General features: G+C 69.5%; 30 protein-coding genes. 16 read left to right on the top strand and 14 right to left on the bottom strand.

What is annotated here, in order from left to right:
* Positions 1–107: 107 nt before the first annotated feature.
* Complete coding sequence (locus ACSEEN_RS18610) at positions 108–1778, top strand: CapA family protein (RefSeq protein WP_440713998.1); 1671 nt, start codon at positions 108–110, stop codon at positions 1776–1778.
* A 32-nt stretch (positions 1779–1810) separates the two neighbouring features.
* Here the strand turns inward: ACSEEN_RS18610 and ACSEEN_RS18605 are convergent, their stop codons facing one another.
* The 10 genes from ACSEEN_RS18605 to ramB form a co-directional block, all read right to left on the bottom strand.
* Positions 1811–2626 (bottom strand): ABC transporter permease, encoded by an 816-nt coding sequence (locus ACSEEN_RS18605; protein WP_440713997.1) that lies wholly within the window; start codon positions 2624–2626, stop codon positions 1811–1813.
* Positions 2623–3354: an ABC transporter ATP-binding protein gene (locus ACSEEN_RS18600; RefSeq protein WP_440713996.1), complete on the bottom strand. Its 732-nt coding sequence runs from the start codon at positions 3352–3354 to the stop codon at positions 2623–2625. Before ACSEEN_RS18600 ends, ACSEEN_RS18605 begins: the two co-directional genes overlap by 4 nt.
* A gap of 6 nt (positions 3355–3360) precedes the next feature.
* The gene (locus tag ACSEEN_RS18595; protein ID WP_440713995.1) at positions 3361–3834 is read right to left on the bottom strand and encodes an MTB12 C-terminal domain-containing protein; all 474 of its coding nucleotides are present in this window, start codon (positions 3832–3834) and stop codon (positions 3361–3363) included.
* 33 nt (positions 3835–3867) lie between these two features.
* Positions 3868–4527 (bottom strand): helix-turn-helix domain-containing protein, encoded by a 660-nt coding sequence (locus tag ACSEEN_RS18590; protein ID WP_247865272.1) that lies wholly within the window; start codon positions 4525–4527, stop codon positions 3868–3870.
* Complete coding sequence (locus ACSEEN_RS18585; RefSeq protein ID WP_247865271.1) at positions 4524–4856, bottom strand: cupin domain-containing protein; 333 nt, start codon at positions 4854–4856, stop codon at positions 4524–4526. The genes ACSEEN_RS18590 and ACSEEN_RS18585 overlap by 4 nt, the downstream gene beginning before the upstream one ends.
* On the bottom strand, positions 4853–5665 hold the full coding sequence (locus ACSEEN_RS18580; protein ID WP_440713994.1) for a class I SAM-dependent methyltransferase: 813 nt from the start codon (positions 5663–5665) through the stop codon (positions 4853–4855). The genes ACSEEN_RS18585 and ACSEEN_RS18580 overlap by 4 nt, the downstream gene beginning before the upstream one ends.
* A gap of 92 nt (positions 5666–5757) precedes the next feature.
* Positions 5758–6405 (bottom strand): class I SAM-dependent methyltransferase, encoded by a 648-nt coding sequence (locus tag ACSEEN_RS18575; RefSeq protein WP_440713993.1) that lies wholly within the window; start codon positions 6403–6405, stop codon positions 5758–5760.
* Between the two features lie 14 nt (positions 6406–6419).
* Positions 6420–6953 (bottom strand): carboxymuconolactone decarboxylase family protein, encoded by a 534-nt coding sequence (locus ACSEEN_RS18570; protein WP_440713992.1) that lies wholly within the window; start codon positions 6951–6953, stop codon positions 6420–6422.
* A 112-nt stretch (positions 6954–7065) separates the two neighbouring features.
* The gene (locus tag ACSEEN_RS18565) at positions 7066–7434 is read right to left on the bottom strand and encodes a hypothetical protein (protein WP_440713991.1); all 369 of its coding nucleotides are present in this window, start codon (positions 7432–7434) and stop codon (positions 7066–7068) included.
* 272 nt (positions 7435–7706) lie between these two features.
* Positions 7707–9131 carry an acetate metabolism transcriptional regulator RamB gene (gene ramB, locus ACSEEN_RS18560; RefSeq protein ID WP_247865261.1) on the bottom strand — a complete coding sequence of 475 codons (1425 nt, stop codon included), beginning with the start codon at positions 9129–9131 and terminating at the stop codon, positions 7707–7709.
* A 41-nt stretch (positions 9132–9172) separates the two neighbouring features.
* Between ramB and ACSEEN_RS18555 the strand changes: the two genes are divergently transcribed.
* From ACSEEN_RS18555 to ACSEEN_RS18540, 4 genes are all read left to right on the top strand, one after another.
* Complete coding sequence (locus ACSEEN_RS18555) at positions 9173–9931, top strand: hypothetical protein (protein WP_440713990.1); 759 nt, start codon at positions 9173–9175, stop codon at positions 9929–9931.
* Positions 9932–10282: 351 nt separating this feature from the next.
* Positions 10283–11575 carry an isocitrate lyase gene (aceA, locus tag ACSEEN_RS18550; RefSeq protein ID WP_247865259.1) on the top strand — a complete coding sequence of 431 codons (1293 nt, stop codon included), beginning with the start codon at positions 10283–10285 and terminating at the stop codon, positions 11573–11575.
* Between the two features lie 132 nt (positions 11576–11707).
* Positions 11708–12583: a 3-hydroxybutyryl-CoA dehydrogenase gene (locus tag ACSEEN_RS18545; RefSeq protein WP_247865258.1), complete on the top strand. Its 876-nt coding sequence runs from the start codon at positions 11708–11710 to the stop codon at positions 12581–12583.
* Between the two features lie 214 nt (positions 12584–12797).
* Positions 12798–13565 carry a heparin-binding hemagglutinin gene (locus ACSEEN_RS18540; RefSeq protein ID WP_298443253.1) on the top strand — a complete coding sequence of 256 codons (768 nt, stop codon included), beginning with the start codon at positions 12798–12800 and terminating at the stop codon, positions 13563–13565.
* Positions 13566–13672: 107 nt separating this feature from the next.
* Here the strand turns inward: ACSEEN_RS18540 and ACSEEN_RS18535 are convergent, their stop codons facing one another.
* Positions 13673–14467 (bottom strand): SDR family NAD(P)-dependent oxidoreductase, encoded by a 795-nt coding sequence (locus ACSEEN_RS18535; protein WP_247865256.1) that lies wholly within the window; start codon positions 14465–14467, stop codon positions 13673–13675.
* Positions 14464–15246, bottom strand: coding sequence for a TetR/AcrR family transcriptional regulator (locus tag ACSEEN_RS18530; protein WP_440713989.1), 783 nt, complete (start codon positions 15244–15246; stop codon positions 14464–14466). The genes ACSEEN_RS18535 and ACSEEN_RS18530 overlap by 4 nt, the downstream gene beginning before the upstream one ends.
* A gap of 95 nt (positions 15247–15341) precedes the next feature.
* On the opposite strand from ACSEEN_RS18530, the gene ACSEEN_RS18525 reads away from it, so the two are divergent.
* The 5 genes from ACSEEN_RS18525 (at position 15342) to ACSEEN_RS18505 (ending at position 19470) form a co-directional block, all read left to right on the top strand.
* On the top strand, positions 15342–16652 hold the full coding sequence (locus tag ACSEEN_RS18525) for a DUF445 domain-containing protein (protein WP_371307230.1): 1311 nt from the start codon (positions 15342–15344) through the stop codon (positions 16650–16652).
* A gap of 169 nt (positions 16653–16821) precedes the next feature.
* Positions 16822–17283 carry a helix-turn-helix domain-containing protein gene (locus ACSEEN_RS18520; protein WP_371307628.1) on the top strand — a complete coding sequence of 154 codons (462 nt, stop codon included), beginning with the start codon at positions 16822–16824 and terminating at the stop codon, positions 17281–17283.
* Between the two features lie 37 nt (positions 17284–17320).
* A complete protein-coding gene (locus ACSEEN_RS18515; protein ID WP_247865254.1) occupies positions 17321–17656 on the top strand; it encodes a DUF2516 family protein in 336 nt (111 codons plus the stop codon).
* 16 nt (positions 17657–17672) lie between these two features.
* The gene (locus tag ACSEEN_RS18510; protein ID WP_247865253.1) at positions 17673–18410 is read left to right on the top strand and encodes a MerR family transcriptional regulator; all 738 of its coding nucleotides are present in this window, start codon (positions 17673–17675) and stop codon (positions 18408–18410) included.
* The gene (locus ACSEEN_RS18505) at positions 18397–19470 is read left to right on the top strand and encodes an alpha/beta fold hydrolase (protein WP_247865252.1); all 1074 of its coding nucleotides are present in this window, start codon (positions 18397–18399) and stop codon (positions 19468–19470) included. Before ACSEEN_RS18510 ends, ACSEEN_RS18505 begins: the two co-directional genes overlap by 14 nt.
* A 256-nt stretch (positions 19471–19726) precedes the next feature.
* Here ACSEEN_RS18505 and ACSEEN_RS18500 read toward each other — a convergent pair whose 3' ends face one another.
* Positions 19727–20800, bottom strand: a complete 1074-nt coding sequence (locus ACSEEN_RS18500) for a UDP-N-acetylmuramate dehydrogenase (protein WP_440713988.1) — start codon at positions 20798–20800, stop codon at positions 19727–19729.
* Positions 20801–20824: 24 nt separating this feature from the next.
* Between ACSEEN_RS18500 and ACSEEN_RS18495 the strand changes: the two genes are divergently transcribed.
* The 6 genes from ACSEEN_RS18495 to ACSEEN_RS18470 are packed head-to-tail and all read left to right on the top strand — an operon-like array spanning position 20825 to position 25479.
* The gene (locus ACSEEN_RS18495; protein ID WP_247865250.1) at positions 20825–21313 is read left to right on the top strand and encodes a DUF2505 domain-containing protein; all 489 of its coding nucleotides are present in this window, start codon (positions 20825–20827) and stop codon (positions 21311–21313) included.
* 39 nt (positions 21314–21352) lie between these two features.
* Positions 21353–21865, top strand: a complete 513-nt coding sequence (locus ACSEEN_RS18490) for a DUF2505 domain-containing protein (protein ID WP_247865249.1) — start codon at positions 21353–21355, stop codon at positions 21863–21865.
* A gap of 22 nt (positions 21866–21887) precedes the next feature.
* The gene (locus ACSEEN_RS18485; RefSeq protein ID WP_247868105.1) at positions 21888–22640 is read left to right on the top strand and encodes a class I SAM-dependent methyltransferase; all 753 of its coding nucleotides are present in this window, start codon (positions 21888–21890) and stop codon (positions 22638–22640) included.
* Between the two features lie 30 nt (positions 22641–22670).
* Positions 22671–23552, top strand: a complete 882-nt coding sequence (locus ACSEEN_RS18480; RefSeq protein ID WP_298443267.1) for a hypothetical protein — start codon at positions 22671–22673, stop codon at positions 23550–23552.
* Between the two features lie 28 nt (positions 23553–23580).
* The gene (locus tag ACSEEN_RS18475) at positions 23581–24393 is read left to right on the top strand and encodes a carbon-nitrogen hydrolase family protein (protein WP_247865247.1); all 813 of its coding nucleotides are present in this window, start codon (positions 23581–23583) and stop codon (positions 24391–24393) included.
* Between the two features lie 6 nt (positions 24394–24399).
* On the top strand, positions 24400–25479 hold the full coding sequence (locus ACSEEN_RS18470; RefSeq protein ID WP_440713987.1) for an LmeA family phospholipid-binding protein: 1080 nt from the start codon (positions 24400–24402) through the stop codon (positions 25477–25479).
* A 262-nt stretch (positions 25480–25741) separates the two neighbouring features.
* On the opposite strand, the gene ACSEEN_RS18465 is transcribed toward ACSEEN_RS18470, so the two are convergent.
* Positions 25742–26120, bottom strand: a 379-nt coding sequence (locus ACSEEN_RS18465; protein WP_440713986.1) for an integrase core domain-containing protein, incomplete at its 5' end; no start/stop codon positions are given.

The following is a 26120-nucleotide window of genomic DNA, read 5'->3' as shown; positions in this document are numbered from 1 at the left end:
CGAGGATCTGACCCGTCCGGAAGAGCGCCCGCTTCTCCGTAATCTCAGCGTCGTCCCGGCGCTCGCGACCGGTGTGCGCGGGACCGGAGAGGACGGAACCTTCAGTGGTGGACGAGAACATGGTGCGGACGGCCGCCGACATCGCGAACAGGGTCGCCGAGCATCTGTCACGGCATGCCGACGAGGTCGCCGAGACACTGCGCCGCGTGTCGACCGGGGAACTGGACATGCCGGAGACCTTCGAGCCGGGCGAACGGGAGCATGTCCGGGCACTCTTCGGCGCGATCGTCGACGTCGGTCCGGCGAAGGTGTTCGCGCGGATCGCGCGGCTGCTGGTCGAGGAGCATCTGGTGCTGCCGGCCTGGGAGGACGCGACGGCATCGAAGAAGGGGGCGTTCGCCGCACTCGCCAGGCGACTGCCGGACGGGCTCTTCGCGGCCGACGAGGTGGCGGACCTGGCCGACCTCGACAAGGACCAGCTGATCCGCCTCGTGATCCTCCTGATCGCGTACATCATGTACGACGAGTTCCACTACCCGCAGCCCGAGACCGGGATGTACGACGTCGCGACGGACAGTCTCGAGAAGCTGAAGTGGCTGTACCACTACCGCTTCAACCAGCTGGAGATCGCGCAGCCGGTGTCGGGACTGGAGGACTTCTTCCGCGGCCAGGACCTGAGCTTTCCGGAGACCGAGGGGGCGGCGCGACGGGTCAGCATCACGTGCGGTGGCGATCTCCTCGCCGTCGACGTACTGGTGCCGGAGAACACCGAGCGGCTGTTCGAGGACATCGCAGACTTCTACGGCACCGCGGACATCGTCAGCGCCAACCTCGAATCCACGGTCGATTCCGCCCGGCCGATCGGACGCACCCAGCCGACCGGATCGGCCGCGCGGATGAACACCTCGGAGGCGATGTTCCGGCGCTTCCTGGACCAGGGGAAGCTCAACTTCTTCAGCACCGCCACCAACCACTCCCTCGACTGGGGTGAGGAGGGCGTCCTGGCCACTCTCGACGTGCTCCGCGGATCGGGTGCCGCGTTCTCCGGCACCGCCGCGAGCCGGGCGGAGCAGGACGATGTGGTGGTGCTGGAGAAGAACGGGATCAAGATCGGACTGCTCACGTTCACGATGGACCTCAACGGCTATCAGCCGCCGGCCGACAAGCCCTACCTGGTGAACGAGGTGCGATTCAACGACGCGGTGCCCGCCCCGGACTACTCCCTGGTCGAGCGGCAGATCGCGGCGGCGAAGGCCAAAGGGGCGGACTATCTCATCGCCTACTGCCACTGGGGCTGGGAACTGCAGATGTATCCCCACCCGAACGTCGTACGGGCGGCGAACACCCTGATCGACCTCGGTATCGACACCGTGCTCGGCAACCACCCGCACGTGCCGCAGCCGATGCAGCGGGTGGTGCGGGAGGGGCGGCCGGACGGCCTGATCGTGTACGCCTTCGGCGACTTCGTCAGCTACCACCCGGAGAGCCGGAACTCGAAACTCGCCTATGTCACGCGCTTCGACGTGGTGCGGCACGACACCCCGGGCGGCTCCCGGACGTCGATCGCGAACCTGCGGATGCTGCCGGTGTACATCCTCAACGCGGAGCGCGCGGACGGCAGCGTCGACTGTCGCATCCTGCGCTTCTCGCAGGTGTACGCGAACCCGGACGACTACCCGCTGACCGATCACGAGCGCTCCGAGCTGGACCATCTGCACGACGTGGTGCTGCACGGGATCCTGCTCCCCGAGGGCGGCGATTCGCTGCTCGCGGACTGATCCCGCGTCGTCCGGGTTCGGCGGATGGAACGTCAGGCGCGGCGGCGGCGCAGGCCGACGGCGAGGGCGCCGACGACGAACAGCGCGGTCGACACCGCGGCGAAGTAGACCAGCGCGCCGTCGGTGCCCCACGGCGGGCTGATCGCCAGGTCCTGGCCGGTGCCCCAGGTCCCGTTGAGGAACGGCATGTACGCCTGGATCTTGGCGCCGTCGGGCACGAAGATGATGGCGTCCTCCATGACGAAGACCCAGAACAGCAGGGCGGCGAGGGTGCCGGCCGGATGGCCGATCAGGGCCGCCAGGCCGGCGCCGAGACCGCACGCGAAGAACGCGTAGACCGGCACCGTGATGACGAAGCGCACGCCGGCCGAAGAGAACAGCGACACCTCGCTGTACACGCTCGGAAAGGCCGCGGGCAGCACCGACATCACCACGGCGACCAGGATCGCGGACGCGGCGGCGGTCAGCAGGCCGTAGAAGATCCACCGGCTCGCCGCCGACGTCCACGCACGCGGGTACAGGTGGCGGTCGACGTCGCGGGCCACCGCTCGCATGCTCGTGGCCTGCGCGTACGCCGCCGTCAAGGCGCCGACCACCACCGTGAAGGTGATGATCCAGTAGACCGAGTTCGACGACGAGACCGCGTTCACCGAGATCTCGTCGCTGTTCAGGTGCGCGATGCGCTCGGCGACCGCGGCGATCCCGAAGGTGATCACCAGTGGCAGGACGACGCCCGCGGGCAGGGCCCCGTACACCAGGAAGCTGCGCCGCCCGCCGGTGCGGATCGCTTCGGCGCGGACACCGCGGCCGGTCTGCCCGGCCGTTTCGCGCAGCGCGCGGCCGTTCACGCCGCCGCCGTCGCGCGGACCGCGGCCAGATAGGCCGCTTCCAGATCACGGTGGCCGCCGCGGAACTCGTCGACGGTCTGCGCCGCGCCCGCGGTCTGCCGGTCGATCAGCACCACCCGGTCGGCGCTGCGCGCCACCTCACCGAGCAGATGCGAGGCGACCAGCACCGCGCAACCGTCGGCGGCCAGCCCGACGAGCAGTTCCCGCAGCCAGACGATGCCCTCGACGTCGAGTCCGTTGAGCGGCTCGTCGAAGACGAGGGCGGCGTCGCCGGAGTCGCTGCCGGCCACCGGCAGCAACGCGGCGGCGATGCCGAGGCGCTGCCGCATGCCGAGCGAGTAGTCCCCGATCCGGCGGGCTCCGTACCGGTCGACGCCGGTGCGGGCCAGCACGTCGTCGACGGCGTGGCCGTCGAGCCCGGCACCGGCGGCCAGCCAGCGCAGGTGCCGGCGCGCGGTGTGGCCGGGATGAAGCGGCTCGGTGCCCAGGTGCATACCGAGCCGTCGTCCCGGGGACGGTAGCCCGCGCACCGCGGTGCCGTCGATCAGCACCTCTCCCGACACCGGTGTCACGATCCCGCACACGCTGCGCAGCAGGGTCGACTTGCCCGCGCCGTTGCGGCCGAGGAGATAGACCAGCTCACCGCCGGGCACGGTCAGGTCGACGTCGTGCAGCACGGTGCGGCCGCCCAGGTCGACGCGGAGCCGGCGAATCTCGATCCGGCTCACCGCGGATCAGGCGTTGCAGTAGATGTTGAGGCCGACGGTCTTGACGCCGCGGCAGATCGAGTTGTTGGCCAGCCGCCAGTTGCCGTCGATCTTCTTGAACTCGATCGTGGTGTTGACGCTCGGCCGGCCCGCCGAGGAGGCCTTCAGGGTGGCGCTGATGGTGTCGCCCGATCGCCCGGTGATCTCGGTGATCTCGTGCGAGCCGCGGGGTGCGCGGAACAGACCGAGGTTGTAGACGGTCTTGGGCACCACCACCGCGTCCATGCCGCCCTCCAGGTTGCGGGCCTTGGCCTCGTCCGAGGCCGGGGTCGCGACCAGGAATTCGATGATGTCGTTGAGTTCCGAGGTGCTCGGATCGTCGGTGGTGACGGTGAAATCGGCGGGCAGTGCCCGGGCGGCCGGCGCGGTGAGCGCCAGACCGACGGCCGTCGCGACGACGGTGAGCAGGGTGATGGCCAGCAGCCGGAAACGGTGGGTCATGGGATTCTCCTCCAGACGAGGGGGTGGTTCGAGTCAGTCGGCGAGGGCGTCGGCACCGGCGGTGCGGGCCAGAGTGAGCCGGAGTTCGCAGGCCCCGGCCGCCGCGTCGGGACGGACGAGGACGGCGTAGCTCGATTGCAGGGCCGCCGAGCCCTCCGCGAGGGCTTCTTCGAGGATGCCGCGGACCACGCCGCGGGCCACCTCGGGCAGCTCATGTTCCAGTTCCTGCAGCGGACAGCCGCAGAGGGTGATCTCGTGGTCGCCGAACGCGCTGACGACCCCGGTGATGCGGAAACCTAGCCGGGTCAGGATGGTCTCGGCGATCACCACCGGATCGGGCAGGGTCGGCCCGGACAGTTCGGCGGGCAGGTGCTTGGCGGCCCATCCGCGGCCGACCTCGACGGCGAGCCGTTCGCGTGCCTCCGGGGTGTCGCCCAGCCGGGTGATCAGCATGATGAGCAGGTCGTCGATCGGCGGAGCCACCACGATGCGATAGCCCATCCGGGGCCTCCCCACCCCGTCGGGCGGGAGCGCGACGGCGACCGCGGCGCCCTCGTCGACCAGGTTGTTCAGGTGAAAGCGCGCTGTCGTGACGTGGATGTCGAGCGCACTCGCGATGGACTGCGCATCGATCGGCGTCTGGGCCTCGGCGACGAGCGAGCGCACCCGGTCGCGCTGGCGGGCGCCGCTCATCGGCCGTGCACCACGATCAGCGTGGCCGTCGCGGCCGTGCGGGCGAACAGCGAATGCGGAACCCGGGTGTCCACCCGGATCGCGGTGCCGCCGGTCAGGTCGTAGGTGGCGCCGCCGACGCTGAAGTCGATCGAGCCGACCTGCCCGAGCACCACGATCGGGTGCGCCGCGGTGTGCTCGGTCATGGTCTGGCCGGCGCCGAACGCCAGCCGGATGAGCGTCTCGCTCTCGCCCCGGTGCAGCACGGTGATCTTCGGGCGGTCACCGGACGGATCGGGGCTCGCGTCGGCGAGGCCGGTCAGGTACGACCAGCTGGCGGTATCACTCATGATTTGTCTGGCTTCCGGGCGACGATCTCGATGGCCGCGAGTTCTCGGCGGTACTGGCGGAAGACGCGGCGCATCCCCACAATACGCCGTCGTGCATCGCCGTTACGCAGCACGTTTCCCACGATCTTGAGCGAACGCAGCGGGCCTTCGTCGGCGACGACGCGCCGCGGCTGCAGCAGAGCCATCGGCGCGAAGCGCACCTTCTCGATCTCGAAGCCGGCGGCGACCAGGTGCTCCCGCCACTCGGCCTCGGTGAGTGGCCGGGCGTTGACTTTGATCGAGCGGGCGAGTGCCTGGCGGATCTGAGTCTTCTGCGCGTCGCTCAGGCTGTCCGGTTCCAGCGCCAGCTCGTGGATCGCGTACCGCCCGCCCGGGCGCAGCACCCGGAACGCCTCGCCGATGATCGCGTCCTTGCCGCGGTCGGACTGCATGGTGAGCATGGCCTCGCCGACCACGACGTCGCCGCTGTCGTCGTCGAGCCCGGTCGACGACGCGTCCGCCGTCACCACGCGGCCCCGTCGGCCGATCACCTTCTCGGTCAGCGCGACGGCCTCCGGATCGGCCTCGATGCCGACGTAGCTCTTGGGGCCGGCGTCGAGGATGTCGGCGGCCGTCTTTCCGAGACCGGGTGCCAATTCGATGACGTCCGCGCCGGTCAGGCCGGCGTCGCGCAGCATCTTGCGGGTCAGCTCGAGTCCGCCGGGGCGCAGCACGCGCTTGCCCATGCGGGCGAGCAGCCAGTGTCCCGGCAGGTCTTCGTCGCTGCGGCCGGGTAGGGGCAGGTCGGCGGGCGTGGTGGATTCGGTCATGGTGGACTCCCCGGGAATCGAAGGAAACAGTTCCTCTTATTAGTCTACCCTTACCGGTTGACGGCGTCCGGGGCCGAAGGTCCCGTGGGCGACTATCCCTTCCGGGGCCTGCGTGCGTGCACGTACTGGCCGACGCCGGTGATGGTCTGTTCCACCTGCTCCATGTCCTGTGCGATCAGCCGGTCGAGGAGTTCGGTGCGGTCGAAGATCCGCAGCCCGGTCAGTCCGGCCGCGGCGCGCGCGCCGGGCACCGCGGCGATCGAGGCACGGACCGAGGTGAACACGATCAGCTCGCCGCCGGGAGCCAGCACTCGCGTCATCTCGTCCAGTGCCGCGAGCGGATCGGGGATCAGGTAGAGCGCGGCGAGGCAGGTCACCGTGTCGAACGACTGCGACGAGAAGGGCAGCGCGTGCGCGTCGCCGCGGACGAAGGTGATCCGGTCACCGGTGTTGTCGCGGGCCGCACGGGTGAGCATGGCGGCTGAGAAGTCGAGACCGACGTAGGCGCCGTCCCCGGTGAGACCCCGGGCGGCGTCGTTCGCGTAGTTGCCCGGCCCGCACGCGATGTCGAGCACCCGCCGGTCACCGGGGCGGGAGAGATAGGCGCGCAGCGCGCGGTCGTAGTCCTGCGTCTGCGTGCCGCCGAGGCTGAAACCGCGAGTGAAGATCGGGCGCCAGGCGTGCTCGTAGACCTGGGAGAAGAGCGGGTTGTGCATCAGCCGTTCGGCGAGGGAGCTCACTGCCGGATCTCCCGTCAGAACTCGTCGCGCTGCACACGCAGCGTGGAGATGGTGGTGGCGAGCATGTCGTACTGGCCGACGAGCAGGACGAAGGCGATCGCCCGGCGCTCGGACAGGTGGCGCCGCAGCGCCGACCAGGTGCCGTCGGAGATGTCGCGGTCCCGCACGAGTTCGTCGGTGGCGCGCAGCAGGGCGGTCTGCCGGTCGCCCCAGCCGGCGTCCGGGCCCTCGAGAACGCGGGCGAAGTCGTCGTCGTCGATCCCGGCCTTGGCGCCGAGCCGCCGGTGATGATCGAGCTCGTAGTCGCATCCGCGCAGGTGGGCGACCCGAATGATGATCATCTCGGTCTCCCGGCGGGAGAGTTCGCCGAACGGCATCATCCGGCTGGAGTAGTGCAGCCAACCGCGGAACAGCCCCTTGCTGCGGCCGAGGGTGGCGAAGATGTGCGCGTTATCGGTGCCGGTGGCGAGGGACATGGCGCGGACGATGACCCAGTTGATCGGGCCGAGTTCGCGCAGGTGCCCGGGTGAGACGCGAGGTGTGCTCATGTGTCAAACGGTAGTCGAGACCGCCTGTCGGTCGAGCGGATTCTCACGCCGGTCGAGCGGAAGCCCCCATGCTGGTCGAGCGGAGTCGAGACCACCGACCGATCTCCGGACATCAGGCCGGCCTGCCGTGGCCCGAGATCAATCTGCGGTCGTACCAGCCGATTTCAATATTCCAGACGAAGGTTCTGCCTGCCCTCTGCGAAGGGCTGGTCTGGATGAAGTCCGCCGCCGCGGCATGGGCGTCGCCCGGATCGGCAAACACTCCGATCACTTCTGGCGAAGGAACGAGATCCCATCCGACGATGGAGGAATTCTGCGGTCCTCCGCCGTCGAAGACGATGTACACCCGGCCGACTTCCGTGCACCGAATCGCGCCTGGTCGGACAACTGCGTCTTGACTCCAGCAGATTATCGGTCCGGAATCGATCTGCGCCGCGACCTGCTTTTCGGTGTCGCGATCGCCGGCCACTCCCGCGAACACTTCCGCGAGTGTGACTTCGTTCCTGGCGAAGATCAGCCGGATTCTCCGGGGTGTGACCGTACGACGTCTGTGTCTCATCATCACCCCGGTTTCGTGGTTTCCATGGTTGCTGAGCCCGGTGCGGGCATCGCAGCAACGATAGGAGCGTGCGGTCGGCCCTGCGACGCGTAGATCGTGGAACGTGCAGCTAGAAGGGCGGAGATCAGATTCCGGTCCGGAATCTTCTCGATGCGCGACCTGGGGAGATTCCGGAACGATCAAACACAGCGGTCTCAGTCGGCGACGCTCATGTACGGGGAGACGGTGCTGCGGTGCTCGTCGACGGCGAGGGTGGCGCCCAACTGGGGGAAGGCGCGCTGGGCGCAGCCGGCCCGGTCGCACACACGACAGCCCGCGCCGATCGGGGTCACCCGGGCCTGCGGGCCCAGTTCGAGGCCGTCGGAGTAGATCACCCGGCTCGCGTGCCGCAGTTCGCAGCCCATGCCGAGCGCGAAACTCTTCGGCGACTGTCCGTATCGCGCCGCGCGCCGGTCGACGGTGCGGGAGATCCAGAAGTATTCGCGGCCGTCGGGCATCTCGGTGATCTGGGTGAGGATCTTGCCGGGGGAGCCGAAGGTCTCGTACACGTTCCACAGCGGGCAGGTGCCGCCGCTGGCCGAGAAGTGGAAGCTGGTCGCCGACTGGCGTTTGGACATGTTGCCGGCCCGGTCGATCCGGACGAACGTCCACGGCACCCCGCGCAGGTTCGGCCGCTGCAGGGTGGAGAGCCGGTGGCAGATGGTCTCGTACGACACGGAGTAGAACGCCGACAGCCGCTCGATGTCGTACCGGAAGTCCTCGGCGACGCCGTGGAACTGCGCGTACGGCAGGAGCGCGGCGCCGGCGAAGTAGTTCGCCAGCCCGTGCCGGGCCAGTGCGACGGCGTCGTCGGTGGTGAAGCCGCCCTCGGCGACGAGATCGTCGATCAGGTCGCCGAACTCCAGATAGCCGAGTTCGGCGGCGATCCGGAAGGTGCGCTGGCCGAGGGAGAGCGAGGCGGCGAAGTCGAGCTGTCCGCTGCGGCGATCGAAGCGATGCAGCACGTCGTCGCCCAGGTCGACGCGACGGTTGATCCGGACCCCGTGCACGTCGGAGAGCCGGTCGGCGAGGCCGGTGCGGATGTCCACCGAGTGCATGCGCATCCGGGAGGTCAGCTCCTCGGCGGCCAGGTCGAGGGAGTCGATGTAGTTGCGGCGGGCGGAGAAGAAGTTGCGGACCTCCTCGTGCGGGGCGCTGATCGCGCCGCGCAGACCAGGGTCGTTGCGGCCCGAGGTGACCGCGGCCAGCTGCTCGGTGACCTGCCGGTACCGCCGATGCATGTCGACCATGGCCGCGGCGATCGCGCGGTGGCCGCCGACCATCGCGCTGATCTCGCCGGGATCGGCGGCGGCCGGATCGGAACCGAGGTCGGCGTCGAGCAGGGCCTCGCGAAGCTCGGCGATCAGCCGGACGTCGTCCTGCGGATCGAAGAAGCCGATGTCGATACCGAACACCTCGCCGATCCGGCCCAGCACCGACGCGGTGAGCGGCCGGGAGTCGTGCTCCATCTGATTCAGGTACGACGCCGAGATCCCCAGTGCCGCGGCCAGCGCCTGCTGCGACAGACCGCGCTCGGCACGCAGCTGCCGCAATCGTGAGCCCACGTAGGTCTTGCTCATCATCTCCACCGTTCCAGGTCGCGGATCGGTACCGTGAGCCCGTGTCGAGCTCCCGGTCTGTCTCCATCCCGTCCCCACGCCGCGTCGCCGCATCGGTGCTCGCGCTGACCGTCGGGGCGGCCCTTCTCGCCGGCTGCGACTCGAAAGAGCCGGAGACGCCGCTGACCTCGCTGGTCGTCGGATCGTCGTCGGTGCCCGACGGGTTCACCGTGGTCCCGGCGAATGTCGAGGATCTCATCAGCGCCAATCGTTCGACGCTGGAGCAGGCCGCCTCGGTGGCCTTCACACCGCCCGAATGCGCGCCCACCGCCGATGCGAAGTTCAACCCGGCGCTCACCACCGACAACACCGTGCTGCTGGTCGCGCAGTCCGACAGCGCGACGCTCTCCGAGGTGGTGAGCACCGTGCGGCGCGACATCGACGCCGATCGCCGGGTGAGCACCGGGGTCTGCCGGGTGGTGACCGCCGTACCGTCGACCGGGACGCTGGCCGGGGCCCGGATCGTCACCACCTCGACCGAGCTGTCGTCGCCGACCGGCAAGGCCGTCGAGCAGGCGCTGGTGGTCCGGCAGGACACGGTCACCACGCTGGCCGCCGGCGGCGGGGTGCGCACCCGCAGCTCGCTGCTCTCGAACGTGCTGGTGCGACGGCCCTCCGGCGAGGTCGTGACGGTACAGCTGAACGTCGGCAGCTCCGGTGACCAGGTGACGCAGGCCCAGTCCGGCCCGTTCAGCCCGCCGATCCCGGAATCCGAGTACACCCGGCTGGTGCAGCAGGCCGTCGACAGCGCCGCCCGGTGACGGCCGCGCCTGTGAGATCTCCCACAGCGTGCGGGATCGGCCGGGCCGGTCCGCGCACCGCTTCGCGCCCGGGGCGCTCGACGACGCTACTGACGAGTTCGGAGTTTTCCCAGTACGCGCGTACTTTTTAGCGAGCTTGCTAATCCGGCGCACCCCAAAATCTTCGCAGAATTTGCACAACGCGGCAAAAACCTAGCCTCGATTTGCATCTCGCATGGTCTGGACCTGCACGTTTGTCCTGTGGCACTCTGTGTCGTGGCAACGCCTCGAGGTGTCATCCGATTCGCAAATCGGGAGACCCCGGAATCATCAAGCACTGCCGGACGGCAGTGAAGTAGAAAGCGAAGGCTTATGAGCAACGTCGGACAGCCCCGTACCGCCGCGGAGATCCAGCAGGACTGGGACACCAACCCCCGCTGGAAGGGCATCAAGCGCGACTACACCGCCGAGCAGGTCGCTGAGCTCCAGGGCAACGTCCTCGAGGACCACACCCTCGCTCGCCGCGGCGCCGAGATCCTCTGGGACGGCGTCACCAAGGGCGACGGTTCGTACATCAACGCCCTGGGCGCCCTGACCGGCAACATGGCCGTTCAGCAGGTCCGCGCGGGCCTGAAGGCCATCTACCTGTCGGGCTGGCAGGTCGCCGGTGACGCGAACCTCTCGGGCCACACCTACCCGGACCAGTCGCTGTACCCGGCCAACTCGGTGCCGGCCGTCGTGCGCCGCATCAACAACGCCATGCTGCGCGCCGACGAGATCGCCCGCGTCGAGGGTGACACCTCGGTCGACAACTGGGTCGTGCCGATCGTCGCCGACGGTGAGGCCGGCTTCGGTGGCGCGCTCAACGTCTACGAGCTGCAGAAGGCCATGATCGCCGCGGGTGCCGCCGGTACCCACTGGGAGGATCAGCTGGCCTCGGAGAAGAAGTGCGGCCACCTCGGTGGCAAGGTGCTGATCCCCACCCAGCAGCACATCCGCACCCTGACCTCGGCTCGCCTGGCCGCCGACGTCGCCAACACCCCGACGGTCGTCATCGCCCGCACCGACGCCGAGGCCGCCACGCTGCTGACCTCGGACGTCGACGAGCGTGACCGCCCGTTCCTGGACGGCACCCGCACCAGCGAGGGCTTCTACGGCATCAAGAACGGTGTGGAGCCCTGCATCGCTCGCGCCAAGGCCTACGCGCCGTACGCCGACCTGATCTGGATGGAGACCGGCAAGCCCGACCTGGAGCTCGCGAAGAAGTTCGCCGAGGCCGTCAAGGCCGAGTTCCCGGACCAGCTGCTGGCCTACAACTGCTCGCCGTCGTTCAACTGGAAGCAGCACCTGGACGACGACACCATCGCCAAGTTCCAGAACGAGCTGGGCGCCATGGGCTTCACCTTCCAGTTCATCACCCTGGCCGGCTTCCACGCCCTCAACTACTCGATGTTCGACCTGGCTTACGGCTACGCCCGCAACCAGATGTCGGCCTACGTCGACCTGCAGGAGCGCGAGTTCGCTGCCGAGGAGCGCGGCTACACCGCCACCAAGCACCAGCGCGAGGTCGGCGCCGGCTACTTCGACAAGATCGCCACCACGGTCGATCCGAACACCTCCACCGCGGCCCTGAAGGGCTCGACCGAAGAGGGCCAGTTCCACTAGGAACCCGCTCTCCTCGATAGAGGCGAAGCAATGACGATCCCGGGGCAGGCAGGGAGTGATCCTCGCCCGCCCCGGGATCGTCGTATCTGACGACCCCTTTCCCGCGCTCGCGTCGACCTAGGAGCTCACGACATGGCCAGCCAGCCCAGCGCGCCGATCTCGCGTGTCGGCATCGTCGGTGCCGGACAGATGGGTGCCGGAATCGCCGAGGTCTGCGCCCGCGCGGGCACCGACGTCCTGGTCTACGAGGCGACGCGCGAGCGGGTCGCGGCCGGTCGTGCACGGGTGCGCGAATCGCTCGCCGGCGCGGTCTCCTCCGGACGGCTCACCGAGCGGGAACGCGAACAGGCCGCCTGGCGCCTGCGTTTCACCGACAGCCTGGACGAGTTCGCCGATCGGCAGCTCGTGGTCGAGGCGGTCGTCGAGGACGAGGCGGTCAAGACCGAGCTCTTCGGACGGCTCGACGCGGTGGTCGCCGATCCGGAGGCGGTGCTCGCGTCCAACACGTCCTCCATCCCGATCACCCGGCTGGGCCTGGCTACGCGCCGTGCGGGCCGCGTGGTCGGCATGCACTTCTTCCATCCGGTGGCCGCGTTGCCGCTCGTCGAACTCGTCACCACCGCCGCGACGGACGACGCCGTGTCCGATCGCGCCGAGGCATTCGCGAGCGACGTGCTCGGCAAGCAGGTAGTCCGCTCCGCCGATCGCTCCGGTTTCGTGGTCAACGCCCTGCTGATCCCGTATCTGCTCTCCGGCATCCGGATGGTGGAGAGCGGTTTCGCCAGCGTCGAGGACATCGACAAGGCGATGGTCCTCGGCTGCGCGCACCCGATGGGTCCGCTCAAGCTCGCCGATCTGATCGGCCTCGACACGGTCAAGGCGATCGCCGACCGGATGTACGAGGAATTCGACGAGCCGCTCTATTCGCCGCCGGGACTGCTGCTGACGATGGTCGGCGACGGCCGCGTCGGCAAGAAATCCGGACGCGGTTTCTACACCTACGGCTGAGCGCCTTCCGGCCGTGTGTCGCCCGAAGTGGGGGGCTCTGGCAAGCGGAACGACAGTGTGTCACTCTCCCGACCGGGTGAAATGGGCCACAGCTGCTAGCAGATTGCTAGCTTTTGCTAGCACTTGGCGGCATACTAGTGGTGTCGAACAGATCCGAATACGAGTCCTGTGGAACCGCCGCAGGGGGCGAACGGATAGAACGTAAGGAGTTGCCATGAGCACCGCTGAGCGCACCCTCCCGACCCCCGTCTACGCCGTCGTGGGCGCGGGCGACGTCGTCGTCCAGGAGGCCAAGGAAGCGTACGACCGTCTGCGGAACCGCGCGGAGACCGCCCAGACCCGTCTGGTCGAGACCCGTACCCGTCTCGCCGAGCTGCCGACCGAGATCAACGTCGAGGAGATCCGCGCCAAGCTGACCGTCGACGAGTTCAAGACCAAGAGCGAAGAGCTCCGCACCAAGGTCAACAAGGATGAGCTGCTCAAGGTGGCCCAGCCGTACATCGAGACCGCCACCGGCCTCTACAACAACCTCGCCGAGCGCGGCGAGGGCGCCGTGGAGCGTCTGCGCACCCAGCCCGTGGTCCAGGAGAACCTGGAGCGCGTCGGCAAGGTGTACAACGAGGCCGTCGACCTGACCGAGGACGCCCTGGGCGCCGTGTCGCACCAGACCCGCCTCGTCGGTGAGCGTGCCGCCACTCTCGCCGGCCTGGCCGCTGAGAAGGTCGAAGACGCCGCCGTGGAGATCGAAGAGGCCGGCAGCAAGGTCAAGGCCGAGGCCAAGACCGCCGCTCAGAAGATCGACGGCGCCGCCGGCACCGTCGAGGCCAAGGGCCGCACCGCCAAGGCGTCGCCCGCCAAGCGGATCGCCGCCGCCGAGGCTCCGGCCAAGCCGGCCGCGAAGAAGGCTCCGGCCAAGCCGGCCGCCAAGAAGGCTCCGGCCCGCAAGGCTCCGGCCAAGGCCGCGCCGAAGACCGCTCAGTGATCCGGCTCGCCTGACTCGGGCGAGACCTCACCGGCCATCCGGCCCCCGTACCGCGCAGGTACGGGGGCCGGATTCGTCGTGTGGTCTCGACGTCGCGGGTCCGGGGGTCAGGCACGCTCCGGCGGGAACAGACCGGCGCCGCCGAATGCCGCGCGGTGTGAGACCGGGACCGAGCCGTCGTCGTTCACGATGCCGTATTCGGCGCCGAGCTCGGCGGTGACCAGGGTGTGCCCGCTGCGGTCGGCCAGCCGCGGATCGGTGCTCAGGCGGTCGATCACCCGGCCGATGAAGGCGGGGTCCTCCGCCTGCGCGATCGGGAAGCCCGCGAATTCGGTGATCCCCGCCGACAGCAGCAGCTCGGTGCGGACCAGGCCGGGCCAGAGCGACACCGCCCGGACACCGGTGCCGCGCAATTCGTGCGCCATGTCGTAGGCCATCTTGTCGAGGGCGGCCTTGCTCATCCCGTACAGCACGGAGTGCAGGTGCCCGCGGGTGCCGAACGACGAGATCGAGGCGATCAGTCCCGAACCCCGCGGCACCATCAGCCGCGCCGCGTACACCGAGGCGACGTAGTGCGCGCGCAGACCCACCGTGATCAGGGAATCCCAGTCGCTGAGCGGCCGTTCGTAGAACTTTTCGGTGAATCCGGCGAAGCCGCGCGGCGCGGCCCACGCGCTGTTCACCAGCAGGTCGAGGCGGCCCGCGGTCGTGGAGATCCGCTCGAAGACGGCGGCCACCGCGTCGTCGTCGGTGTGATCGCAGACGATGTTGGTCGTGCCGTCCGGGCCGGTGCCGTGCCGGGAGGTGCCGAAGACCCGCCAGCCGGCGTCGCGCAGCGCGGTCGCGACCCCCTTGCCGACCCCGCGGCTGGCACCGGTGACCAGCGCGACGCGGGCGCTCACGCCGGCTCCGCGCCGGGGAGCGGTGGGAGGGCCGGGGGAGCGGCGGTGAACCGGGCGGGCGAGCCGCCGGCTCCGACGATCCCCGCCACGCCGCCCCAGATCAGCATGGTCAGCTCGTCGATCAGCCGGTCCGCGTCGACCGGTGACGTGTCGAGCCAGCGGCCGACCGTGACCTCCACGCCGCCGACCATGGCCAGTGCCCAGGTGCCGGCTCCGGCGGTCTCGGCCTGCCGGACGGTGAGCCGGGTGCGCAGCGTCGACTCGATCGCGTCGGCGAAGATCCGCTGCGCCGAGGCGATCGTCGTGCCGGTGCCCGCGTTGGACGCCGTGCAGTAGCGATACAGGTTCGGTTCGGCGGAGATGATGTGCACGTAGACGGCGATCACCGTGCGGACCAGCTCGTAGTCGCCGAGGTCCTCGGTCAGGGCTTCGCTCAGCCGGGGCAGCATCCGGGACTGGATGAAGGTGTCGGCGACGGCGCCGGACAGGTCGCTCTTGTCGCTGAAATAGCGGTAGAGCACCGTCTTGGAGACCCCGATGTGTCGGGCGATCTCGTCCATGCCCGCCTCCGGGCCCAGGTCCCGGATGGCCGTCATGGTGCCGGCGATCAACTCCGACCGGCGCTCCTCCTTGTGCCGGGCCCAGCGCTGTTTGCGGCCGTCGGAGGCGACGGCGTCGACGGCGGGGCCGAGAAGCCGCTGCTCCAGCTCGCGAGTCAAGGTCGCCGCCGCGGTGACGGCGGCGCGGGCGGCGTGCGCGGGCCGGGGCGGGTTAGACATCGGCGCGGAAGGTCGGGGCGCGGCGGGATCGGCCGCGGTGGGATGGGGTACGCATCACCTGGCAACGGTAGTCGGTCGTGGGCGACACTGGACTGATGTCGACCAGCCTGACCTCTCCGCCGCCTGCCGGTGCGCTCCCGGCGGGGTTCGCCGAACCCGACGCCGAGCGGGTGCGCAGCCTTCGCCGGATGAAGTTGCTCGCGCTCTCGCTGCTGGCGCTGGCCGCGGTGATCTACCTGATCATGCGGTGGCTGGAGCATCGCGACGGACAGGACGTGGCGGCGTGGGTGGGCTACGTGCGGGCCGCCTCCGAGGCCGGCATGGTGGGTGCGCTGGCCGACTGGTTCGCGGTGACCGCGCTGTTCCGCAGGCCGCTCGGCCTGCCGATCCCGCACACCGCGCTGATCCCGCGCAAGAAGGACGACATCGGCGAGCAACTCGGCGGCTTCATCGAAGAGAACTTCATGACCCCGCAGGTGATCGAGCAGCGCGCCCTGAGCCTGGATCTGCCGGGCCGGGTGTCCGGGTGGCTCGCCGATCCGGCGAACAACGGCCGGATCAACGACGAGGCCTCGCGCACCCTCGCACTGGTCTCGGAGATGCTGCGCGACGAGGACATCGAGCAGTTCATCCAGGCGGTCATCACCTGGGCCGCAGAACCGGTCTGGGCGCCGCCGGCGGGCCGTATCCTGGAACAGCTGGTCGACGAGGACCGGCTCGAACCGGTGATCCAGCTGCTGTGCGACCGCGCCCACGACTGGGCGCTGGGCAGCCAGGGCGTGATCGACCGGGTGATCGACAAGGACGGGCCGTCGTGGGCGCCGAAATTCGTGAACAACCTGGTCGGCGACAAGATCTACCGCGAATTGACCGAGTTCACCTACAAGGTGCGGGCCGATCCCGAGCACGAGCTGCGGCGTGCGATCCGGGAGTTCGTCCGGCAGTTCGCCGACGACCTGCAGCACGACGACGCGATGATCGCGCGCTTCGAGCAGCTGAAGGAGGAACTGCTCGGCCGCGATGAGGTGACCGACGCGGCGTCGACCGCGTGGCAGGCCGCCAAGGGAGTGATCGAGCAGATGCTCGACGACCCGAACTCCACGCTGCGCACGTCCCTGTCGGACGCGGTGATCCGGCTGGGGGTCCGGATCCGCGACGACCAGCCGCTGCAAGACAAGATGAACCTGTGGGTGGCGCGCTCGGCACGACACGTCGCGGTCAACTACTCCGCCGAGATCATCTCGGTGATCACCGACACCGTCCGCGGATGGGACGCCGAGGAGACCAGCCGCAAGATCGAACTTCAGGTGGGCCGGGACCTGCAATTCATCCGGATCAACGGCACCGTCGTCGGCTCGCTCGCCGGGCTGGCGATCTACACGGTGTCGGTGCTGCTGTTCCATTGATCTCACTCGCGGGACCCGCCGGGCGCGCGCTTGCACTTGTTAGCACCGGTTCGGGATACTGGAACCCGAGAGGATGGCACCGGTGAGCAGCAGCGAGAACAGCAACGATGCGGGGCGGCAGAACGAGGCGGGACGGCAGACGGACGCGTCCGAGGAGGCGCCGCTCACGGTGGACGCGATGACGGCCGCCGCCCAGGACGCGGTGGCGACCGCCGCGCAGGACATCGGCGCCTTCATCCGCACCCAGCGGATGGCCGCCAAGGTCTCGCTGCGGCAGCTCGCCGATCGCGCCGGGGTCAGCAACCCGTATCTCTCGCAGATCGAGCGCGGGCTGCGCAAGCCGTCGGCCGACGTGCTGGCCCAGATCGCCAAGGGTCTGCGGGTCTCCGCCGAGGTGCTCTACGTTCGCGCCGGCATCCTGGAGGAGCGCCCGGCCAGTCCGGTGCGCGACGCCCTGCTGGTCGACACGTCGATCAACGAGCGGCAGAAGCAGATGCTGCTGGAGATCTACGACTCGTTCCGCAACGAGAACGCCGCGCAGGCCGCCGCCGAGGACGCCGCGATCGCCGAGACGGCCGCTGGGCCGGAGGCGGCCGGGATCGTCGTCGATCAGGCCCGCCGGTCGGGCTGAGAACACGCGCGTACCGCACGCCGCTAGAGTGGAAACCGTGACTGCTGGGAACGTTGTGCTCTGGATCATCAAGGTGATCCTGTACGCCATCTCCGCGCTGACCCTGCTCGGTGGTCTGGCCGCCTTGGTTCATGCGATCGGCACCCGTCCGGACGCGTTCCCGGCCGTCGACACCAAGAGCAAGGGCTTCTGGGTGATCGTGCTCGCGCTGTCGACCCTGGTCTGCACGCTGATCGGTGCGGCCGCGCTGCAGGTGTCCTTCCTCGGCATCTTCTATCTGGCCGGAGTGATCGCGATCTGCGTGTACCTCGCCGATGTCCGTCCGCGGACCGACGAGATCCAGGGCAAGTCGTGGTTCCGGAAGGCCGCATGAGCGGCGGGCGGGGCCGGTGACCGAATACCGCGTCGCCGAGCTCGCCGAGGTCTCGGGGGTCAGTGTCCGCAACATCCGCGTCTACCAGGACCGCGGTCTGTTGCCGCCGCCCGAGGTCCGCGGCCGCACCGGCTGGTACTCCGAAGAACACCTGGTCCGGCTCAATCTGATCTCCCGCCTCTTGGAGCGCGGCTACACCTTCGCGACGATAAGCGAGTTGCTGATCGCGGCCAGTCACGGCATGAAGGTGGAGCATGTGCTGCGCGACAAGCCGCGCTCGGGACGCTTCCGGAGCTTCCGGCGGGCCGCCACCATCACCATCACCGAGGTGCGCCGCACGCTGGGGGGCAGTGACCGTGCCATCGGCCTGAGCCAGAAACTCGGGCTCCTGGTCAAGGACGGCACCAACTTCGCGGTCCGCAACCCCGAACTGCTCGAAGGCGCCGAGGTGCTGGTCAAGGGCGGTATCGACGTCGACGTCCTGTTCGATCGCTGGTTGCGCGTGGAATCGGACCTGGCCGACGTGGCCGCCAGCTTCGTGTCGATCATCACCGACAAGTACTTCGACGAGAATCTGCCGAATCTGAGCGAGAAGTCGGTGTCCGAACTCGCCGAACTGATCCAGACGGTCCGGCCGATGGCGCACGAGATCGTCGAGACGGCCTTCAGCAAGGCGCTCGATGTGGAGATCTCCCGCGCCATCGGTGAGGCGAACAAGTATTTCGACGACGGGAGCAACGGTGGGCAGGGCTGACGGCTGGATTCCTTCGCCGTGGGGAAAGCGGGCGCTGCAGGCCGGTGCGGTGGGTGCCGGGCTGGTGGCCGCCGACATGGGCCTCGCCGTCGGCGGGATCCTCCGCGCGGCCACGACGTTCCCCTTGCCGATCGACGACGGGCCCGACCCCGCGCTGACCGACCCCCGGCATCTGATGCGATCGGGTGTCGTGTCGACGCCCGACGGGACGCTGCTGCACGTGGAGACCTCGCTGGATCTGGAGGATCACCCCGCTGACGAGGTGCTGGTCCTGGTCCACGGCTGGACGTGCAGCACGCGCTTCTGGAACGCACAGGTGAACCACATCGGCACGTCCCGGCCGGTGATCGCCTTCGATCACCGCGGCCACGGGCTCTCCGAGATGGGCAACAAGAAACTGGGCATCGAGACGCTCGGCCAGGATCTGCAGGCGGTGCTGGCCGCGACGCTGCCGCCGGGTAAGCGGGCCGTCCTGGTGGGGCACAGCATGGGCGGCATGACGATCATGTCGTGGGCCGGTCAGTTCGGCGAGACGATGCACGAGCGGGTCGCGGCCGTCGTCCTCGCCTCCACCGCCGCGCGCGGCGTGGTGGAACACCAGCGGCTCACTCCCGACTCGGTGCGCACCCTCACCCGTCCGGTCAACCCGCTCGTCGGACGGACCTTCCTCTCTACTCCCGTGCCGTTGCCGTCGAACCGATTGACCAGCCGCTTCACCCACTACCTGGCGCTGGGGCCCAAGGCGCGCGCCGCGCACGTCGATTTCAGCGACGAGCTGATCTCGCGGACCTCCCCGGTCTCCCGCGCGGCGTGGGGCGCCGCGATGTACGGCCTCAACGTGATCGCCGGCCTGGAGGCGATCAGCGTGCCGACCGCCGTGGTGGTGGGCTCCGAGGACCGCCTCACGCCGCCGCTGCACGCCGACTTCCTCGCCAAGGCGCTGGACCGCAACGGCGTCCTCCTCACCTACGACACCTACCCGGAGGCCGGTCACATGGTGCCGATCGAGCGTTCCCTGGAGTTCAACCAGCTGCTCGACGACGTCCTCGCCGTTCTCTGACCGGCGTTTCGCGCGACGGTCGGACCGCGCCCGCGACACCCCGATCTCCATCTGTCGCGGATCTTGTCGACCGCCGATAGACGTCGCGCATCCCGTCGGATCTGTCGGCGCGTCCGCGACGGATTTCCGCCGCCGGCAGGATCGGCCCTCGATCCAGGCCCGGCTCACCCGGTTTCGGCGACGCTGCTCCGCTCGAACCTGCTCGACGCCTCGCTCCAGGCTTGACAGTGCTGACTCGGGGTCGAGGCAGCACCGTTCAGTCCAGGGAGCAGCCGACGAAGACCGGTTCCGGGTGCAGGGCCACGCCGAAGGCGTCGCGCACGCCGTCGCGGACGGTCCGGGCCAGCGCGATCAGGTCGGCGGTGCGCGCCTCCCCGCGGTTGGTGAGGGCCAGGGTGTGCTTGGTGGAGAGCCGCACGGGGGCGTCGTCGCCGGGGAAGCCGCGGGCGAAGCCCGCGCGCTCGATCAGCCAGCCCGCGGAGAGCTTCACGCCGCCGTCGGCCGGGAACTGCGGGACCCGGACGTCGGCGCCGAGGCGGTCGGCGATACGGCCCAGGACGGCGGGCAGCGCGTCGTCGCCGACGATCGGGTTGGTGAAGAAGCTGCCCGCGCTCCACGTGTCGTGGTCGGCGGCGTCGAGCACCATGCCCTTGCTCGCGCGCAGGGCCAGGACGTGCTCGCGGACCCGCGCGGCCGGTGCGGCCGAACCCTCGTCGACGCCGAGCACCCCGGCCAGCTCGCGGTAGCGGATCGGCGCGGAGACGGCGCCGTCGTTCAGCCGGAACGAGACGGCCAGCACCACGTGGCCGTCGCGGCCCTTGAGCCGGCTGGTGCGGTAGCCGAGTTCCAGCCACGACGGCGCCACCCACGACACGTCGCCGGTCGAGCGGTCGAGTACCGCTGCGCCGCGCAGCATGTCGGCCACCTCGACGCCGTACGCGCCCACGTTCTGCACCGGGGTGGTGCCGGCCGCGCCCGGGATGCCGGACAAGCATTCCAGCCCGCCGAAACCCGCCTCGACGGTGGCGGCGACCAGCGCGTCCCAGTCGGTGCCGGCCGCGGCGGTGACGTGGGCGCCGTCGTCGTCCCGGCCGAACTCGATGTCCGACGACGCCACGAGCACCGCGGTGCCCGCGAACCCGTCGTCGCCGATCACCAGGTTCGATCCGCCGCCGATCAGCAGCACGGGTTCCCCGGCACGGTCGCACTCGATCACCGCGGCGACCAGCTCGTCGGTGCTCTCCGCGCGGCGCAGCGACCGGGCGGGGCCGCCCAGACGCAGGGTGGTGAACTCGGCGAGACGCGGGCCGGGAGGTTGCGGAGTGCTCACCGCAGTAACGGTAGCCTCTAGGCCATGGCGAGCAACTTCGAGTATTCGGTCAGCTACCCGTTCGGTGTCGCCGAGCTGTGGGCGCTGATCAGCACCGAGCAGTACTGGCACGACCTGATCGAGCGCACCAACTCCGAGCTGGGCAGCGTGCAGTCGTTCCTCCTGGACGAGAACAAGGTGACCGTCACCACCAAGCAGGGTGTGGCCCCCGCCGAACTCCCGTCGGTGGTCACCGCGATCCTGCCGGGCGGCGTCGAGATCCCGCGCACCATCGACTTCGTGCTGGCCGGCGATCAGCTGATCGGCCAGATGGAGGCCTCGGTGTCCGGCCAGCCCGCCAAGATCCACGGCGACGTGATGGTGATGGGCGCCCCGGCGACCGCCACCTACGACGGCTCGTGCGCGGTCTCCATCCCCTTCGTCGGCGGCAAGATCGAGAAGGCCATCATCGACCAGCTACGCCACCTGCTCGACGCCGAGCGCGACGCCACCCTCGAGATCGCGGAGAAGTAGATTTCGCTCCCGATCCGGCGCTCGTTAGGCTGATCTTTCATGGCACGACGTCTCAGTTATTCGGCGCGCTTCGAGTTCCCCGCCGAGAAGCTCCACCAGGCGCAGATGGAACGGCAGTATTGGCAGGATCTGGTCGACGGATTCCGCATGCTGACCCCGGTCTCCGAGATCGACGAGTTCACCGTCGGTGACGACGGTATGCGCGTGGTGCTCAAGCAGGCCATCCCGCGGGAGATGATGCCGCAGCTCGCGCAGACCGTGGTGCGCGGCGACATGATGATCACCCGGGTCGAGACGCTCGGGTCGTACTCGGCGGAGAGCACGCCGGGCACCTACACCGCGTCGATCCCGGCCGGACCCGGTTCGCTCAAGGGCGAGCAGGTCCTGTTCGACACCGCCACCGGCTGCACGCTGCGCAAGACCACCGAGGTGAAGGTGTTCATCCCGTTCATCAACGGGAAGCTGGAGCAGATGATGCTGATAAACCTGGTCGACCTGTTCCGCGCGGAGGCCGAGTACGCGCAGTCGTGGGTGGCGAAGAACCTCGTCTGACCGTCTCGCCCCGTCCGGCCGGATCACCCGCGGCACGACGAACCTGAACCGGCTCCGCCGTGTCGACCGGTGGATCGTCGCCGATCCGCGCATCCGGGCCGTGCTCGACGACGCCGCGGCGCCGCTCGCCGTCGACCTCGGCTACGGCGCCCGCCCGGACACCGCCCTCGAACTCGCCGCGCGCCTGCGCGCGGTGGTCCCCGATCTGCGACTGGTCGGACTCGAGATCGACCCCGAGCGGATCGCGCCGCCCGCGGAGGGGGTGCGGTTCGCCCTCGGCGGCTTCGAACTCGCGGGACTGCGCCCGCACCTGGTCCGCGCGTTCAACGTGCTGCGCCAGTACGACGAGGACGAAGTGCCCGCGGCCTGGGCGCAGATCCTCGCCGGGCTCGCGCCCGGTGGCTTCCTGGTGGAAGGCACCTGCGACGAGATCGGCCGTCGCGCCTGCTGGCTGCTGCTCGACGCCACCGGGCCGCTGGAGCTGACGCTCGCCTGGGATCCCGCGCACACCGCGCGCCCGTCCGATCTGGCACCGCGGCTCCCGAAGGCCCTGATCCACCGCAACGTACCCGGCGAACCCGTGCACGACCTGCTGGTCGCCGCCGACCGCTGCTGGGACCGCGCTGCCGGGCACGAGCCCTTCGGGCCGCGGGCCCGCTGGCGCGCCGCACTGGAACTGCTCCGCGACGAGGGCGTCCCGATCCGCGTGCGACGTGGCCGGAGCATCGACAACGTCTTGACCGTGCCCTGGTCGGCCGTTCGTCCGAACGGCTGACACGCTGGTCAGAGCGCTACTATGCCGCACATGACTGATTCGCCGGGCTCCGCCCGCCGGCCGGAAGACTTCGACACCACCGCGATCGTCGGTGAGGACGAGGCCACCGCCCACGTCGGTATGGAACAGCACGTACCGACGCAGATCGCTCCGATCGCGCCGACGCCCGCCCTGCCCCTCCCACCGGAGACCCCGGGGGGTACGGCGCCGTACGCCTACGGTGCGGACCCGCGCACCTCCGGCGACTACGCCTACACGCAGGCCGGCTATCCGATCGGCGGGGGTGCCGGGCCGTACTCCGATCCGGGTTACAGCGGGTATCCGGCGCCGCCCGGTCCCGGCTACTACGGTCCGCCCGCGGGCCGGCCGTCGCGGACCCCACAGGTCCTGCTCGTCGTGCTGATCGTGCTCCTGCTGGTGGCCGGCGGCGTACTGATCTGGGTGTGGTCGTCGTCGCACGACGACGCCACCCGGGCCGCGGGTCCGACGCGGACCACGCAGACCGCGACCACCACTCTCACCACGACCGCCCCTCCCGCCGCGCCCGGGCAACAGCTGGCCGACCTCGCCGCCGGCGACCGCGGCTCCCTCGGCTCGGGCCGCTGGTCGGCGCAGCTGAGTGCCAAGAAGCCCGGATTGAACGCCGAGAACCGGATCTGGGACGACGCGTCGATCCTCGACGAGCACCAGCGGCTCCGGAATCGCTTCCCCCAGGTCAAGCTGCTGAACAGCAGTGACTGGCCGGTGTTCAGCTACAGCGGCTGGTGGGTCACCGTGATGGACGGCGGGTTCGTCACCCCGGAGGCGGCCAACGCGTGGTGCCGCGGCAACGGCTTCGATCCGGACCACTGTTTCGCCAAGCTGGTGTCCGTGTCCGGAACTCCCGAGGGGACTACGCGATACTGGAACTGACTCACCGGCGACAGGCAAGGAGGCGGCCGTGCGGATCGCGCTCGCGCAATGCAATTCGGGAACCGACCCGGACGCCAACCTCGACCTGCTGGAACGGCTGACCGAACGGGCCGTCGCCGACGGCGCCGAACTGGTGATCTTCCCCGAGGCGATGATGTGCCGGTTCGGGGTGCCGCTCGGCGACGTCGCGCAACCGCTGGACGGGCCCTGGGCCGGCGGAGTCGCCCGGGTGGCCGAGCGCACGGGCGCCGCCGTGATCGCCGGCATGTTCACCCCGTCCGGCGACGGCCGGGTGCGCAACACGCTGGTGATCGCGGTGCCCGGCGAGCCGGTGCGCGGCTACCACAAGATCCACCTGTACGACGCCTTCGGATTCGCCGAGTCGCGGACCGTCGCCCCCGGCGACGAACCGGTGGTGGTCGACGTCGCCGGACACCGCGTCGGCGTCGCCACCTGCTACGACATCCGCTTCCCTGCGCTGTTCGTCGAACTGGCCCGGAGGGGCGCCGAACTCATCGCGGTCCCGGCGTCGTGGGGTGCCGGACCGGGGAAGCTCGAGCAGTGGCAGCTGTTGGCGTCGGCGCGGGCCCTCGACTGTGCCACCTACGTGGCGGCCGTCGGGCAGGCACTACCCGACGATCCGGGCCTGCGCGAGTCGGCGGCGCCCACCGGGATAGGTCATAGCCGAATCTCAGATCCGTTCGGTAGCGTGATCGCCGATTACGGTGCGCAACAGCAACTGAGCGTTCACGACCTAGACCTGTCCGTCGTCGAGAAGGCGCGTGCCGCGTCGGCCGTCCTGGCCAACCAGCGCGTCATCCCGACGGACCCGACCGAGTAGAGGCACATGACCGAGCCCACCGACCCCGCCAAGCCGACCGAGCCCGACGCCCAGGATCGTCCGCCGGCCGAGCCGGCGTCCGAGAGCCCGGCCGATCCGGCCGCGACCACCGGCCCGGTCGACGTCACCGCCCTGCCCACCGACCACGTGCCCGTCGCGCCGAAGCACGCCACGCAGGAGCCCGCCGTGTCGGAGCCCGAAGCGCGCCCGGCGACCCGGCCGGTCACCGCCGAGTACCCCGCCGCCGGCGACTCCGGTGTCTTCGCGGCCCCTCCGGCCGATCCGGCGAGCGCCCCGGCGTCGTCCGGTTCGACGACCGGTACCACGCCGGTGGTACGCACCAAGCGCCGCCTGTGGCGTACCGTCACCCTCTCCGTGGTCGCGGTGCTCCTGCTGGTCGTGATCAGCGGGGTCGGCACCGAGCTGTATCTGCGGCACCGCGTGCAGAGCTGCCTGGAGAACGCGTTCAAGGACATGACCGGGACGTCGACCGACGTCTCGATGCCGCGCGGATCGATGCTGCTGGCCTGGATGCGCGGCGAGGTCGCCTGGGTGCAGGTGGACACCAACGACTCCGGCAACGGCTCCGCGATGCGGCTGCACGCCCGTGCGACGGACGTCAGCAGCAACGGTAAGACCGTCCGGACCCTGCGCGGCACCGCGTACGTCCCGTATTCGCGGGTGAAGGCGATGGCCGACGAGGGTGGGAGCGCGGGCGGCGCACCCACCATCGATTCGGTCACCGGCAGCGCCGCCGACCGCTCGATGACCATCGACTCCAACGTCCCGGTGGCCTTCCTCTCGGTACCGGCCACCGTGGTCCTGCTGCCGACCAAGACCACCGACGGCAAGGTCGAGTTCCAGGTCAAGGAGGCCAAGGCGTTCGGGATCGGAGTGCCCAACGACTTCGCGCAGGACCTCGTCGATCAGACCACCCAGGCGATGCTCGGCCCGCTCTTCCAGGAGATCCAGGTCAACGAGCTCACCGTCAGCGACCAGGGCATCGAATTCGGGTTCTCCGGCGACGACGTCAACCTGCAGGCCGCGTCGGCCAGCACCTCCGGCGGCGGAGGCAAGTGCACGTAGCGCTGTCGGCGTAGGTACTCAGCTCGTTGAGCCGTCCGAGTCAGGGGTGCGTTTCGACTCGATCTCGCCTTGCGGCTCGATCGGCTCAACGGGCGGTACGTAGCTCGTTGAGCCGGACGGGCCCCCCGGGGCCCGGCCGAGTCGAAACGACTTTCTGCGGTCGGGGGTGCGTTTCGGCGCGGTCTGCGCCTGGCGGCTTGATCGGCTCAACGGGCGGTACACAGCTCGTTGTGAACCGTCCTGGTCCGGTCGGAGACCTGGATTAGGCCACCTCGGGTGTTGAGGCGACGTTCTGACGGTAGCGCTCCTCATGGTCAGTCGGCGAGGTATAGCCGATCGATGAGTGCAGACGCTCGGTGTTGTACCAGTGCACCCAGGCAGCGGTCTCACGTTCTACCTCGGCACGGCCGGTCCAAGACCGGGACCGTTCAACGTCGATCAGTTCGGTCTTGTACAAGCCGATCGTCGACTCCATCAGCGCGTTGTCGAGCGCATCGCCCACGGAGCCGATCGACCCGGTGATCGCGGCCTCGCGGAGCTCTGTGGAGAACGCGATCGACGTGTACTGACTACCGGCATCGCTATGATGCACCAAACCTGTTGGAGTGAAGGTGAATTCACCTCTGCGACGAGTGAAGAGG

This window comes from Gordonia marina, from assembly GCF_052036135.1.
Taxonomy (GTDB): Bacteria; Actinomycetota; Actinomycetes; order Mycobacteriales; family Mycobacteriaceae; genus Gordonia.
The sequence above is the reverse complement of the archived record's forward strand: the minus strand, read 5'-3'. Positions and strand labels throughout refer to the sequence as shown.